This is a genomic window from Roseobacter sp. HKCCD5988, assembly GCF_037830355.1.
Classification (GTDB): domain Bacteria; phylum Pseudomonadota; class Alphaproteobacteria; order Rhodobacterales; family Rhodobacteraceae; genus M30B80.
The window spans coordinates 933,625-947,849 of record NZ_JBBLYJ010000001.1; the positions used below are offsets into that span (position 1 = coordinate 933,625).

15 protein-coding genes and 1 tRNA gene are annotated in these 14,225 nt (G+C 56.9%); 5 read left to right on the forward strand and 11 right to left on the reverse strand.

All coding sequences use genetic code 11. The annotated features are described in order from the left end of the window. Nucleotides 1-2: 2 nt before the first annotated feature. From AAC636_RS04655 to ltnD, 4 genes are read right to left on the reverse strand one after another with little or no spacing between them, the layout of a single operon-like run. Complete coding sequence (locus tag AAC636_RS04655) at nt 3-764, reverse strand: hydroxypyruvate isomerase family protein (protein WP_340300557.1); 762 nt, start codon at nt 762-764, stop codon at nt 3-5. Then, the gene (gene otnC, locus AAC636_RS04660; RefSeq protein ID WP_340300558.1) at nt 764-1,411 is read right to left on the reverse strand and encodes a 3-oxo-tetronate 4-phosphate decarboxylase; all 648 of its coding nucleotides are present in this window, start codon (nt 1,409-1,411) and stop codon (nt 764-766) included. The genes AAC636_RS04655 and otnC overlap by 1 nt, the downstream gene beginning before the upstream one ends. Further along, a complete protein-coding gene (gene otnK / locus AAC636_RS04665) occupies nt 1,408-2,679 on the reverse strand; it encodes a 3-oxo-tetronate kinase (RefSeq protein ID WP_340300559.1) in 1,272 nt (423 codons plus the stop codon). Before otnK ends, otnC begins: the two co-directional genes overlap by 4 nt. Before the next feature lie 4 nt (nt 2,680-2,683). After that, nucleotides 2,684-3,577 carry an L-threonate dehydrogenase gene (gene ltnD, locus AAC636_RS04670; protein ID WP_340300560.1) on the reverse strand — a complete coding sequence of 298 codons (894 nt, stop codon included), beginning with the start codon at nt 3,575-3,577 and terminating at the stop codon, nt 2,684-2,686. Between the two features lie 156 nt (nt 3,578-3,733). Here ltnD and AAC636_RS04675 point away from each other — a divergent pair, with 156 nt between their 5' ends. Further along, nucleotides 3,734-4,903, forward strand: coding sequence for a pyridoxal phosphate-dependent aminotransferase (locus AAC636_RS04675; protein ID WP_340300561.1), 1,170 nt, complete (start codon nt 3,734-3,736; stop codon nt 4,901-4,903). Nucleotides 4,904-4,942: 39 nt separating this feature from the next. On the opposite strand, the gene AAC636_RS04680 is transcribed toward AAC636_RS04675, so the two are convergent. The 7 genes from AAC636_RS04680 to AAC636_RS04710 form a co-directional block, all read right to left on the reverse strand. Beyond that, nucleotides 4,943-5,119 (reverse strand): hypothetical protein, encoded by a 177-nt coding sequence (locus AAC636_RS04680; protein WP_340297382.1) that lies wholly within the window; start codon nt 5,117-5,119, stop codon nt 4,943-4,945. Further along, nucleotides 5,116-6,261, reverse strand: a complete 1,146-nt coding sequence (locus AAC636_RS04685; RefSeq protein ID WP_340300562.1) for a YeeE/YedE thiosulfate transporter family protein — start codon at nt 6,259-6,261, stop codon at nt 5,116-5,118. Before AAC636_RS04685 ends, AAC636_RS04680 begins: the two co-directional genes overlap by 4 nt. A gap of 11 nt (nt 6,262-6,272) precedes the next feature. Next, a complete protein-coding gene (locus AAC636_RS04690) occupies nt 6,273-7,226 on the reverse strand; it encodes a sulfurtransferase (RefSeq protein ID WP_340300563.1) in 954 nt (317 codons plus the stop codon). A 295-nt stretch (nt 7,227-7,521) separates the two neighbouring features. After that, nucleotides 7,522-7,595 (reverse strand) — tRNA-Cys (locus AAC636_RS04695). Nucleotides 7,596-7,691: 96 nt separating this feature from the next. Next, nucleotides 7,692-8,405: a leucine-rich repeat domain-containing protein gene (locus AAC636_RS04700; protein WP_340300564.1), complete on the reverse strand. Its 714-nt coding sequence runs from the start codon at nt 8,403-8,405 to the stop codon at nt 7,692-7,694. A 29-nt stretch (nt 8,406-8,434) separates the two neighbouring features. Continuing rightward, entirely contained in the window at nt 8,435-8,827 is a 393-nt protein-coding gene (locus tag AAC636_RS04705; protein ID WP_340300565.1) for a bactofilin family protein, read from the reverse strand. Nucleotides 8,828-8,898: 71 nt separating this feature from the next. Further along, nucleotides 8,899-9,915, reverse strand: coding sequence for a rod shape-determining protein (locus tag AAC636_RS04710; RefSeq protein WP_317656092.1), 1,017 nt, complete (start codon nt 9,913-9,915; stop codon nt 8,899-8,901). Between the two features lie 232 nt (nt 9,916-10,147). On the opposite strand from AAC636_RS04710, the gene AAC636_RS04715 reads away from it, so the two are divergent. The 4 genes from AAC636_RS04715 (at nt 10,148) to AAC636_RS04730 (ending at nt 14,225) form a co-directional block, all read left to right on the forward strand. Further along, nucleotides 10,148-10,801 carry a protein-L-isoaspartate O-methyltransferase family protein gene (locus tag AAC636_RS04715; RefSeq protein ID WP_340300566.1) on the forward strand — a complete coding sequence of 218 codons (654 nt, stop codon included), beginning with the start codon at nt 10,148-10,150 and terminating at the stop codon, nt 10,799-10,801. 68 nt (nt 10,802-10,869) lie between these two features. Continuing rightward, nucleotides 10,870-12,258 carry a TolC family outer membrane protein gene (locus AAC636_RS04720; RefSeq protein ID WP_340300567.1) on the forward strand — a complete coding sequence of 463 codons (1,389 nt, stop codon included), beginning with the start codon at nt 10,870-10,872 and terminating at the stop codon, nt 12,256-12,258. A 280-nt stretch (nt 12,259-12,538) separates the two neighbouring features. Further along, on the forward strand, nt 12,539-13,363 hold the full coding sequence (locus AAC636_RS04725; protein WP_340300568.1) for a hypothetical protein: 825 nt from the start codon (nt 12,539-12,541) through the stop codon (nt 13,361-13,363). A gap of 40 nt (nt 13,364-13,403) precedes the next feature. After that, nucleotides 13,404-14,225, forward strand: coding sequence for a rhomboid family intramembrane serine protease (locus AAC636_RS04730; protein ID WP_340300569.1), 822 nt, complete (start codon nt 13,404-13,406; stop codon nt 14,223-14,225).

Genomic DNA, 14,225 nt, shown 5'->3' on the forward strand with positions numbered 1-14,225 from the left:
GATCAGCGAAACTGTGCCATCCAGTCTAAGGTCAGGTCTGTCTCGATTTTCGGCTTATATTCTGCACCTATCGGACGGGCCCAACCAAGGCTGTCGATATGGGAGAAGATATGCCCATAATTCACCTCACCATGATCAGGGGTGCCACGATCAGGCACAGAGGCAAATTGAATATGCCCAATCACAGGCAGAAGGCGGCTGAGGCGGTTGGTCAAATCCCCCTCCATCAACTGAACATGATAGCAATCAAACATCAGCCGCAAATTTGGGGCTTTGACCTCTTCTATGATGGCGACCGCTTGTGCGGTTGTCGAAAGGAAATAGCCCTTTGCATCATAGTGATTGAGGGGCTCAATCAATACTGTGATGCCCTTTTCGGCGGCCTGTGTGGTCGCGTAGCGCAGATTGACTACAAAGGTCTTATGGGCGGTTGCGCCACTGGCGAAGCCCGCCATCACATGCACAGCGCCTGCGCCGATGATGTGGGCATAGTCGAGTGCTTGATCAATCGCGGCGCGCGCCTCTGCCTCGCGGTTGGGCAAAGCGGCCAATCCGTTTTCGCCAGCCGCAACATCGCCTCGGCTTGTGTTGAGCCCAAGCATCTCAAGACCCGTTTCGTCTAAGGCGGCCTTTACGTTGTGCGGGTCATGGGCATAGGGCCAATGACATTCGACCGCATCAAACCCTGCCGCTTTTGCAGCGCGGATGGCATCAGGCAGGGGGCGGTCAGCCCATAGAAACCCTAAATTTGCAGAAAAACGCATCAATCCCACTCCACCTCGAATTTACGCACGACATCGCGCACCTGTGCAGGCGTCAAGGCGCGGGCATCAAAGCCACGCATCATGATCGCAAGCTTGGCTGTTTCCTCCAGCTCTTCAATTGCGTTGCAGGCGGCCTCGACATCTTTGCCTGCAACCACTGGGCCGTGATTGGCAAGCAAGACGGCGCTGCGCTTGCCCCCTAGACTGCGCAGGGCTTCGCCCATTGCGGCATCGCCTGGCATGAAGAACGGCAAAAGCTGCACCTTGCCCAGTTTCATGATCGCATAAGGGGTCAGCGGCGGCAGCACATTGTTGGGGTCAATTTCAGGCATCATTGACCACGCCACAGAATGGCAACAGTGTAAATGAACCACCGCGCCTGCTGATTTTCGTGTCTCGTAAAAGGCACTGTGAAGCGGCATTTCCTTGGTTGGTTTCAGGCCCGCGATATGTCGGCCCGCTGAATCGAAGCGGGACAATTCTGCGGGATCAAGCCGCCCAAAAGAACTGCCCGTAGGCGAAACCAAAAGCCCCCCATCTTCGGTGCGGGCGGAGATATTGCCTGTTGATCCCCCCGTCAGGCCACGATCGAACATCGATTTCGCCAAGAGGCAAATCTGCTCGCGCAGTTTGGATTCTGAACTCATGCGTCCTCCAATTTTGCGAAAGCATCACTGAAAAAGCTTTCTGCGCCAAAATTGCCAGATTTGAGGGTGAGGGCGATATCCTGCCCCTCTGATGTGCAAAAACACCATGGCACGCCTGCGGCAATTTCAGGCCCGATATCCAACCTGTCGACCCGCAGGGCCTTTGTGACCGCGCCTGAGGTTTCCCCGCCCGCGACCACAATCCGCCGTGCGCCCTGATCGCGTGCGGCAACGGCCAAATCTGCAAGTGCCGCCTCAACGATTGCGCCCGCCTCAGCCTTCCCCAATTGGTCTTGTGCGGCGCGCACCGCATCGGGTGTTGCGGTCGCATAGATTAGGGGCTGCGCTGCGAGATCTTGCGCTGCAAGCCAATCCATGGCGGGTTGCAGGCCTCGTGCCTTCAGGCTTAGGGGGTCAAGCTGGAAACTGGGCTTTCCTTGGGATTGATACCGCGCAACTTGTGCATTTGTCATGGCAGAGCAACTGCCAGATAAAACGACCCCTTCTGGCGCGATGTCGCGGGATGTGGTTTCTATCTCATGCGCAGCCAGTAGGCCGCGCTTGGCATAAATCTGGGGGATCTGCATCGCAATCGCAGAGCCGCCTGTCAAAAACCGCATATCGGCGCAGGCCTCGGTGATCCGCGCAAGATCGGCGTTCTCCACCGCATCAACAACGATATGCGCCACGTTTTTCTCGGCCGAGTCTGCACAAGCCTTTTTAATCGCAGCGGCCCCTGCGGCGACAGTCAGGCGGTCAATCAGCCCAACTTTTCCACGCACCTGCGGCTGCAAAAGCCGCATCAGATTGCTGTCGCGCATGGGCGTCAGGGGGTGATCTTTCATCGGGCTTTCTGACAACGTCACTTGGCCCACAAACAAATTGCCCATGAAAATGGCACGGCCATTTTCGGGAAAGGCGGGGCAATAGATCGTCTGCGCGACACCCAGATCGGCCATAATCGCCTCGGCCACTGGCCCGATATTGCCCTCTGGGGTCGAGTCGAAGGTTGAGCAGTATTTCCAAAAATATTGCTGTGCTCCCGCGCGCTTGAGCCATGCTAGGGCCGCGCGCGCCTCTGCAACCGCATCTGTCACGGGCTCAGTGCGGATTTTAAGGGCGATGACCTCAAAGGGGCTTGTGTCTTGTGGCGGTTCCTCAGGAACGCCAATCCGCAAGGAAACAGGGTATCCGCTGCGTGCCAAAAGCCCGGCAAGATCCGTGGCGCCAGTGAAATCATCGGCAATTGCACCAAAAAGCGTGGTCATTGTGTTATTGTCCCTTGGGTAAGGTCAGACCTGCGGCCTTGGCATAGAGTTTGGCAAGGGCTGCATCATCCTCTGCCCCAAGACCCTGCGCCGCGGCCTCCTTGAATAAAGCAAGCGCGGCCTCAGTGATCGGGGCAGAAAAGCCCGAGTTTTGCGCAATATCCATCACAATCCCCAAATCCTTGGGCCAGATATTGATGGTGCTGCGTGGGGTGTAATCACCTTCGATGATGTGGGGGGCGCGGTTTTCTAACATCCAACTGGTTCCCGCGCTTTGCGACACCACCTCTAAAAACCGCTCAGGAGAGATGCCCTGTGCCAGCGCAAAGGTGATCGCCTCGGCCATTGAGGCGATGTGAATACCTGCCAACATTTGATTTGTGGCCTTCATCGCGGAGCCTGCCCCCGCGCGGTCGCCCATTTCAAAGACCTTTGCAGAGATGGCATCGAGTGCGGGCTTTGCGGCATCAAAGGCCGCTTTGCGCCCCGAGGCCATGATCGTCAACTCACCCGAGGCAGCCTTAATCGCCCCGCCAGAAATTGGCGCGTCCAGATAAAGCAGCCCTGCGCTTTCTGCGCGCGCTTCCATTTCGGCGGCAAAAGCAGGGGGGATTGTGGCGCAAGAAAGGATCACGGTGTTTCGTTGAAGCGCCGCCGCCACGCCCTCAGGGCCGAAAAGGACGGCTTCGGTTTGCGCCGCGTTGAGCACGACCACAACTAGCGCGTCCAAAGCCTCGGCATGATCTAGGAGCGCACCTGCTTGTGCGCCATCTGCCACAAGTCGCGCGACTGCATTGGGGTTAATATCATGGCCCCAAACCTGATGACCCGCCTTGATCAGATTGCGCGCCATGCCATAGCCCATAGACCCCAATCCGATAATCCCGATCTTTTGCATGTCTCGGCCCCTTTGCCTAAGTTGTGAGATGCAAGCCTTCGCGCGTCATGCTTGAGGTTGCTGCCCTCTTCACATAGCTCTGTGCCTTGGGTATCACAAGTTTGGTATACCAAAAAAGAGTGGCCATTTTGGCCGCGCATCATAGAGGGAGCGTGCATGTCTGACTTGAAATTCGCCCAAAGCCTGTCTCGCTTGGGCACGGAATCTGCCTTTGTCGTTTTGGCCCGCGCGCAAGCCTTGGCCGCCGAGGGGCGCGACATCATCAATCTGGGCATCGGTCAGCCCGATTTTCGGACGCCTGAGCATATCGTTGAGGCAGGCATCAAGGCGCTGCGGGATGGTCATCATGGCTATACGCCCGCCAATGGCCTGCCCGCACTGCGCGAGGCGGTGGCCGCCGATTTGCATCGCCGCCATGGGGTAGAGGTGAACCCTGATTGTGTGGTCGCCGTTCCTGGGGGTAAACCCACGATGTTCTTTGCGGTGATGATGTTCGGCGAGCCTGGCGCCGAGGTAATGTATCCCAACCCTGGGTTCCCGATTTACGAATCTGTCATCCGCTATTCAGGGGCAACCCCTGTGCCGATTGCGCTGCGCGAGGAAAACGGGTTTTCCTTTTCGGCAGAGGAGGTCTTGGCACAGATCACGCCCAAGACGCGGTTGATCATCATCAACTCGCCCGCAAACCCAACGGGCGGTGTGACCCCGAAGGAAGAGATCGACAAGTTAGTCGCGGGTCTTTTGGATCATCCCCATGTGGCGCTGATGTCGGATGAGATCTATTCCAACATGCTTTATGGCGGGCGCGAGCATGTTTCGCTTCTGCAATATCCCGAAATTCGGGATCGATTGATCATGCTAGATGGGTGGTCAAAGACCTATGCGATGACAGGGTGGCGTTTGGGTTATGCCGTTTGGCCTGAGGCCTGCGTGCCGCATGTGACCCGCCTGTGCATCAATGACCATTCCTGTGTGAATGCCGCTACACAATTTGCAGGGATTGCGGCGCTCAATGGCCCTCAAGATGCCGTGCGCGAGATGGTCGCCCAATTCGATGCGCGCAGACAAGTGATTGTTGAGGGGTTGAACACCCTCAAAGGCGTGACCTGCACCGATGCGGCGGGTGCGTTTTATGCATTCCCAAATATCTCGGGCACAGGCATGACTGCCGTGGAGGCACAGAACCTGTTCCTGAACGAGGCGGGCGTGGCCACAGTGGCGGGCACGAGTTTTGGCGCGATGGGCGAGGGCTATGTGCGCTTTTCATACGCCAATTCCACCGAGAATATCCTCGCTGCGCTTGATCGTATTGCGAAGGTGTTGTGATGCAATGACGCGCGAAGATGACCCTTCGCGCGTCATTTTTTAAGATCTGGGCGCTGTGGCGCAATGCGCGCCGCTGGCGGCTTGACCTGAACCCAGTGCCAGAATGGCAGGCGCGCGGAATGGATCAAGCGGTGCGCTGTGGCTAAGGTCAAAAGCCAAAAGAGCGCCGATCATCACGAACAGCGCGATGACCCTATGTTTGCGAGACAATGTCATGTGCGGGGCTCCAGTTGTAGAAGCGGGCGCAGACGCACACCGATGATGGATCCAACAAAGGCTGCTGCAAACCAAACCCATCCATGCAGGCTGCCTGTGGAAATGCCGCTGAAAAAGGCACCCACATTGCAGCCAAAGGCAAGGCGTGAGGAGTAGCCAAGCGCAAGCCCCGCAAGGATCGTAGCACCCCACGCAATCAAGGGCAGTCGCGGGATTGGTTGCGAGAGGCCAGCGCGCCATGCGGCCACGATGAATGCGCCCCCGATCAGGCCAAGATTGGTGAGCGAGGTAACATCGGTCAAAAGGCTTTGCGCGATGCGTTCAGCATGGGCGGGGCTTCCCCAAAACGGGTTGAGCGTCAGATCAACGCCTGTCGCACTGACGCACTTAGCCACCCAAAGGCCAAGACCGTAAACCACGCCCCAAGGTTGCCCTGCGACCACAAGGTTGCCCAGTGCCAAGAGAGCGACCAATATTGCGGCCATCACAAGACGGCGGGGCAGGCGGCGTTGGCCTTGTTCGGCGAAAATCCACACCATGAGCGCGACACTGCCAAGCCCCATAAGGGTCAGGCCAAGGCCTGCGCCGCCCTCAAGCGCGACAAGAGGCAAAGTGCCAAGTGACGTCCACCAGTTGAGATGTGCAGCGCCAAGAAAGCTGCCGATGGCGAAGAAAGGTAACGCGACCAATGCCACGGGATTGCCGCTGCCTGCATTAACCAAGGTGCCAGAGCCACAGCCCAGAACCACTTGCATTGCGATGCCAAAGACAAAAGCACCGCCCACCATGGCAAACCCGATGGGCGCATGGGCCCCGATCAACTCGCCCGAATGGCTGGCCAATAGCGGGAAGGCCACAGCGGCCACAAGGGCGATGGCCAAGAGCTGCGCAAAGAGGCCCGATGGATCACGGCGCAGGATCATCGCGCGCCACGGCCCCGCAAAGCCAAACCGCAACCCTTCGAGCGTTGCACCAAGGCCAAGACCGATCAGCAAAAGCAGACCGAACCGCGCACCCGCAGCGGCGGCAAGGATCAAAACAAAAGAAATCGCGCCAATCAGCAAGGCAAGGCGCCCCCAACGCGCGGGGCGTTGGGGGCGGTCTAAGTGGCTGCTTTGGTCGCTTTGGGCCAGCGGCGCCATTGCGTCTCTCCTTAGAAAACCGATTTGATCTGGTTCCACAGGTTGCGGATTGGGCCTGGGACATTGGCCATCTCATAACCTGCATTCGACCATCCGACCATGGATTCGGGGTAGAGTTTCACATTCTCAATCCCTGCCAATTCCGAGAGGGCGAACCAGTTGGTTGCAGCCCAGTGGCCGGTGTTGCAGAAAGACACCAAGGTTTCTGCATCCGTGAACCCCTCGGCCTCGGCCAAAGCACGCGCGGCATCGGCGTCCACAATTGCAGGGCCATTGTCGAACCAGCTGCTATGCACAAAATATTGCGACTGCGGCAGCGTGCCTGGACGGGCAGCGGCAGGGTGGCTTTGGTCACCGTTCCAGAAGCTTTCAGGGCGCGCATCAAGCAACAAACCATTGCTGCCGCCTGCAATCACAGTCTGGATTTGCTCTGCCGTGGCTGTCCACTGATCAGAGAGGGTGACAGTGATCGTGCTTGGAATTGGGGTGGTTGCCTCGGTCGACAGTGCAAGCCCTGCCTCCGTCCATGCGGCAACGCCGCCATTGAGGATCGACAGATTTCCGAAACCTGCGGATTTCAACGTCCAATAAACACGCGCCGCGGCACCGAAATCGGTTTCATTCGCGCCTTGATGGGCAATCACAACAGTCTGGTTCTGGCGCAAACCCAATTCACGCAACAATGCGGTCAGCTCTTCGGCGCTGGGCAATTGGCCAGGATTTTCAGCAGGCCCACGGAACCGACCATAGGGGGCGTTGATTGCGCCCTTGATATGGCCTGCTCTGTAGGTATTTACATTTTCTTGACCTTCGGCTGCGGCAGGCGCGCGAATGTCCAAGATAACGGGCGCATTTGTGCCCAAGCTGGCGTTCAATTCAGCGGGGCTGACCAAAGGGCCAAATTGCGCTGCTGCAACATTTGCCATCAGCACTAGGGCTGCGGCTGCATAAGAAAGAAGTTTCATCTCATGGCCTCGTTTTTCGGGTGAGAGGGACGATTATGGCGCCGCATGTGACGTGAGAATGCATGACTGACAAGGGGACAGCACATCAGAAAACAGCCCCGAAGGCGGCCAAAATTCTAAGCAAGGTGGATCGGCAGAATTCCTGTCAAGTCGCAGAGTTGATCGAGGAAATTTGTTCCGCAATTTTCAATTCAACAGAACATTTTCGTTCTTTTTTGCATGGACGCACGAATGGCGCGAACAATCTACCCGCTTAGGACGATTTTTGTATGAGGATACTAAAACTGGGGGCAAGTGGAGGCGAGTACCGGAATCGAACCGGTGTACACGGATTTGCAATCCGCTGCGTCACCACTCCGCCAACTCGCCTTCGGGGTATCTGTGGTGTCTATGGGGCGGTGCTACTGCAAGGTTTGCGCTTGCGCAAGTGGTAAGAGGGCAAAACGCGCGGAAGAACGGGTGGGGTTAGCTTGAAAACAGTCCCTTGCGCCTTGGTTTTTCCACCGCATCGGCCTCACGGATCACGATTTTGATGCGAGGCCCCGTTTGGATCATGGATGGATCCACGGGGCAAAGGCTGAGGTCAAGGATCTCAAGCCGTTGCAGCCGCGCAATCGGCGTGATGTCATAAACTTCGGTGTCACGCAGAATCAATTCCCGCAGATCTTTGCACAGGCTCAACGGGCTGATATCCGCAACGCGGCTATGAGATACATCGAGATAGCGCAGCCCCGTCAATTCGCGCAAAGCTGTGATGTCCGATATAAATGTTCCCCCAAGCTGCAGATGGGTCAGGCTGCGCATACCCGCCACGGGGCTGAGATCACTAATTGGCGCGGCCCAAGCTGAAACGCGCTCAAGATGAGACAGGCCACGCAAAGGCTGTAGACTGGTGACGCGGGTGTTTGAAATGTTCAGGCTGCGCAAATTGCTGCATTTGGCGATGCTTGAGGGCAATTCCACCAAATTGTTAAGCCCCGAAAGATCAAGCGATTGACCATCACTCATCAAACAATCTGCGATCATGCCTTGGCAAATTGAGTAATCGGCGGCGTATTCGGGCAGGTTACGCAAATATTCGGTCGATGGCGCCTCAACATCCATGCTGCGCGCAAGTTTCATCTGCGAGGCATTGGACACAAAGACCAGTTCATTGGCGTTTTCATACTCTGCGCTCATGGTGCTGTACCTATTGATTGCTGCGCGGTTCAATCGTTCATCACCATGCTAGATTGCTGCTTCACGGTGACATTACCTTCAAAGCGCGCGCCAAAGGCCACGGCGAGGATGTTTTGGTTGAATTCGCCGCGCGCTTGCGCGTTGCTGTCGATTTGCAGCTTTCTGCAGGTGATCGTGCCCTCGAACTGGCTATCGATTTTAACCATGTCAGCGGTGATTGTGCCGCGCACTTTAGCCCCGTGGGCAATGGTGACGTTATGACCCGTGATGTCGCCCGTCACGCTGCCTTCGATGACGACATCGCCATTGCTGCGCAACTTCCCCTCAATCGTCATACCTGCATGGATGACTGTTGCAGACGCGGTGCCGCGTGGGCGGTCAAGGTTGGGTTCATTCGGGCTTGTGGGAGAGAACGGCGTCATCATTCATCCAGAAAAATTATCAATATGATATAATATGCCTTTGGAGGGCCAAGGGTCAATCCGCTGCGACCCTATGGATCGCGCTGTATAGCGTGCTCCATACGCTTGCCCAAATTCATCGCAATTTGGGTGCCAAAGGCCACGCAATATTTGGGATTTTCGGCCACGGTTGCAGGAACGCCCGTGAGGTCAGACAAGGCTTTGTCAATGCCCCTGAGGCCCGCGCCACCGCCTGTAAGCATCAACCCATATTCATGGATGTCCGATGCCAGATCGGGCGGTGTTTGATCGAGCAGTGACATCACCGCCGTCCAAATCTGTTCGATAAGCGGGTGCAGTGCCTCGGCCACATCCTGTTCGGTCACAACTTGCTCTTTGGGCAGGCCATTAAAGGCATCGCGCCCCCGCACTGTGGCGCTCCGTCCTTTACCATCTGCGGGGAAGATGGCGGTGCCGATCTCATGTTTGAGCTTTTCACAGGATGAGACGCCCACGTTCAAATTGTAGTTTTTCTTGATGAAGTTTGAGATAGCCTCATCAAAATGGTCGCCCCCGATGCGCACTGAGCGTGCTGTGACAATGCCGCCCAGGGAGAGAACGGCAACTTCGGTTGTGCCGCCGCCAATATCGACAATCATCGCGCCGCGTGGGTCAAGAACAGGCAGGCCCGCACCAAGTGCGGCGGCCATCGGTTCTTCGACTAGCCCAACTTTGCGCGCCCCTGCTGCTTCGACCGAGTGCTTGATCGCACGCTTTTCAACGGGGGTGGCGCCATATGGCACGCAGACATAGACAATCGGCTTTCGCAGCATGAAACGGTTCAAGGCCTTGCGGAAAAACGCGCCAATCATTTCTTGAGCTGCATCAAAATCGGCGATGACCCCATCGGACAGGGGGCGGCAGGCTTGGATCGATTCCGGCGTCTTGCCGAGCATTAATTTGGCATCTTCACCCACCGCGAACAGCTTTTTGCGCCCGTCTTTGATGTGAAACGCCACGACAGATGGCTCATCCAAGATCACGCCCGACTCGCTATCCACGAAAACGGTGTTGGCCGTGCCAAGATCAATGCTGATTTTTGACGTCATACTGGTTAACCGAAATACAAATAAACTGACAGATGGGCATCAATCAGGCCGCCCTTGCGCAAGTGTTAATCTAATGTGATGCGCGCGTCTATCACCCCATTGCGGGGGAATTTTGGGCAAGGATGCGGCAAAGCAGACCTAACTTGCACCAAAGCGCCCAGCAGGCGTTGCACGAGGGCCCGCCATGTGCCATAGCAAGAACAACGTAAACTAGACTCATTGGTTCAGTTGAATGGCCGACTTTAAATCTCGCCGCGTCACGATGGTAGACACCCAAGTGCGCCCCTCAGATGTCACGAAATTCCAGGTGATTGATGCTATGCTTGCCATCCCGCGCGAGGCCTATGTGCCCGCCGATATGCAGGATGTGGCCTATATTGGTGAAAACCTGATCCTTGGGGCGGGTCGCGTGGTCCTTGAAGCCCGCAGTTTTGCGAAAATGTTGGACGCGCTCGACATTGGCCCGAGTGATCTGGTTCTCGATGTCGCCGCAGGCCTTGGTTATTCCAGTGCGGTGTTGGCCCATATGGCCGAGGCTGTGGTCGCGGTCGAAGAAAATGCCGACTTTGCCCAAGAGGCAGAAGCAAATTTCGCAGCACAATCTGTTGATAATGCCGCAATGATTTGCGCAAGCCATGTTGGAGGCGCGACCAAATATGGCCCCTATGACGTCATAGTTGTGAACGGGGCTGTTGAAACCATGCCCACAAGCCTGACGGATCAATTGAAGGAAGGTGGCCGCATGGGCGCGATCTTCGCGGTTGGTCAACTTTGCGAATTGCGGATTGGGCGCAAAATTGACGGCCAAATGAATTGGCGGCTGTTGTGCCATGCCAATGCGCCTGTTTTAGACGGGTTCAAGCGCGAAGCGGCGTTTCAGCTCTAAGCACGCGCATCAGCGGCGGCACGAAGTGAATTTGGGGCGCCTATGGGTCCCGTGAGGGAGTGTTGCTTGTGAGTGTTCGAATCAAGAAATCCTTTCAGATCTTTGGCGCCTCTTTGGCCATGTCCCTGTCCGTTCTCGGGGCAGGGCAGGTGAGCGCACAAGGGTTGCAGGCCACGATGGAAGCGGCCTATGAAAATTCCGATCTGCTCGAGCAAAACCGCTATCTTGCGCGAGTTGCTGATGAAGGCATTGCGCAGCGCGTTGCCGCGTTGCGACCCACCCTCAATATGGTTGCACAGCGGGCGCGCACGGACGCGGCAGGCAGCTTGACCGAAACCATTGCCCTCACCGCAGATTTGGTGCTGTTTGCAAGTGGCAGTCGCAGCGCTCAGATTGCGGCGGCGCGGGCCTCCGCCGAGGCCACCCAAGCGCAGCTTTTGGGGCTTGAGGGGCAGGTGCTGCTTGATGCTGTCACGGCCTATATGAATGTCTGGCGCGATGTTCAGGTGGTGAATGTGCGTCAATCCAATTTGCGGGTGGTTGAGGAACAATTACGCGCCGCAAGAGATCGCTTTGATTTAGGCGAGGCCACCCGAACCGATGTTGCGCAGGCCGAGGCGCAGATGGCTGCGGCACGATCCGCTTTGGCAGCGGCGCAAGGGACGCTCAGCATCAGTCGCGAACTTTATCAATTGGCCGTGGGCGTAGCACCAGAGGCACTTGGCGCACCAGGTGCGCGGCCCGAATTACCTTCATCTGCTGAGGCAGCGGAAATGATTGCGCGCAGCTCAGCCCCCTTGATCCTCGCCGCACAGCATGAGGTGACGGCCAATCAATATAATTTGACCGCGGCCCGTGCCGCTTATGGCCCAACTGTCAGCATGAGCGCGACCTCGACAGACACGCGGGAAGGGGCCCCCAATACCATCGGAAACAGCGAGCGTCTGTCGCTGACCATCACGCAACCCATTTACCAAGGTGGGCGGCTGGCCTCTCTTGAGCGGACTGCGCTGGCCAATCTTGCAGCCTCTCAATCCAATTTGAGCCGCCAGACCGCAACTGTCATCCAAAACTTGGGCAATGCTTATGCGCGCCTTTCTATCGCATCCGCGCAAATTGCGGCCACCGAGCAGCAGATTAACGCGGCGCAGCTGGCCTTTGAAGGCGTCCGTGAAGAGGCGTCTTTGGGTGCGCGCACCCCGCTTGATGTGCTGAATGCGGAACAAGATCTGCTTGATGCGCGCATAGCCCGCATTCAGGCGCAGACGGATCTCTATACGGCAAGCTACAGCGTTTTAAATGCGATGGGCGGGCTGACCGCAGAGGCGATGGGGCTGGATGTAGAGCTATACGATGCTGACGCCTATGGCACGCGCTTCTCAGGCGCACCACTTGGCCGCCCATCGGTGCAAGGCAGCCGCCTTGACGGTGTTCTGGAACGCTTAGGGCGTGAGTAAGCCCAAACGGCCAAGTCGCGACTAGGCTCGATGAAACCCGCCCCATGGGGCGGGTTTTTCATATCTAGGCCACTGGTCTTGCATCCGCCCTGCCGTGTCACGTGTCGCAGCTGCCGCATCGGCAGAATTCTTTACGTTGCTGTTTGACTTTCTTGCAGAGTATATAATTAAATAAATACATAAATAATTTACTATTTTACTGTGATCAAAATGTTCTGCCCCGCGATGCAGGTGAGATCGGCAACAAGACCGCAAAGCGGATGGCATTTGGGGTGACGGGATGAGCGAAGATAAAGACGGCGATGATATAGAGGATGTGCTCTCTTCCATCCGCCGTTTGGTGGCTAAGACAGCGCCCGCGCAAACGGTGTCATCGGCCGAGCGCCGCGCGCTGCGCGCAGAACCACACTTGCGACCAACGCGCCCAGTTGGTGACGCTGTTGAGCAAAAATTGGTGCTGTCCCCAAGCCAACGGGTGAGTGAGCCTGAAAACCCTTGGGCAGTGATTCCCCTTGATCCTGCAGATCACGCGTCTGGCGATGAACGGGCTTGGGCGCGTGAAGATCGCTTGGCGGATTATGCAGATGGCGGCGCTTCGCCATCAGCCGCACCGCAAGATGCGCTTGGTGCTGCCTTGGCTGCCGCTGCAGATCCCCTGCCTGATCAGGCAGATGCAGCGCAACAAGACGCGCCTGAAAGGCATCATAATTTTATATCAACCGAGATAGCCGATGAAGATGGCTATGACGAGGAGGTGGAAACCCTGACCCGCTTCGCCGCGCCGCCGCCGCCATTGAGGGCCAAGCCCAAAGCGGAGCCCCCCCCTGTCTACACGATTGAGCCCGAGCCAGAGGGGCAAGAAGATGATCTTGCAACGGAGGATCTTGTTGATGACTTGTGCCATGCCCCGCATATGCGGTTCGCTGCAAAAGAGGCCGATCTCATCTTGGCCGAGCAAGACGAAGTTGCGTTACGCGCCCTTGTTGCGCGTGTTGTCCGCGAGGAATTGCAGGGTGATTTGGGGCAACGGATTACCAGCATTCTGCGCAAATTGGTGCGCCGCGAAATTCGTATGATCCTCGCGGCTGAGAAACTGGATGGATAAGCCTTGACGACAGGCGCGGTCCCGCGAAGATGGCAGTGTCATGTTTCCGATACGCGACCATAACCCATCCAACCGTAAGCCCGTGATCACGATCGGTCTGATCTTGGTGAATGTTGTTGTGTTTCTGGGCTATTACCCCGAACTTTCATCGACCCCTACAGGTCTTGCGCGGTTTTTTGACAGTTGGGCGCTTGTCCCCGCCGAAGTGCTGAAGGGCGGAGATCCCCATAGTTTGATTACGTCCATGTTTCTGCATGGCGGCTGGATGCACCTGATCGGCAATATGCTGTTCTTATGGATTTTTGGCGATAACCTAGAGGATCAGCTCGGGCATGTTGGGTTTTTGGCCTTTTACCTTGTCGCAGGGCTCGCAGCGGGGTTTGGACAAATTTTGTCAAACCCCGCTTCGCAAGTGCCGATGGTGGGTGCCTCTGGGGCCATCGCTGGGGTGATGGGGGGATATTTGCTGTTATTCCCGCGCGCGAAGATCGACATCCTTTTTATCTTCATCATTTTCTTCAAAGTCTTCACTGTGCCCGCATGGGCCATGTTGGGGCTATGGTTTGGGCTGCAGCTGTTTAATGGTCTGTCGATGGATGCGACAGGTGGCGGTGTGGCCTATTGGGCCCATGCGGGCGGGTTTATCGTGGGCTTCGCATTGATGCTGCCGTTTTGGATCAATCGTGGCGCTCAGGCTTTTTGGGCGCGCACCGCGGGGGTTCCCCCCCATGAAGAGGCGCAATATCGCTTCGGCCAAAGCCGAATTCCTGCTGTGGGTCGGCCCAAAAATGCGCCACCCGCAGTCACCCGTGTGCCGCGGGTGACCCGCAAGACGCGCGGCGACAACCCTTGGTCAAAGTGA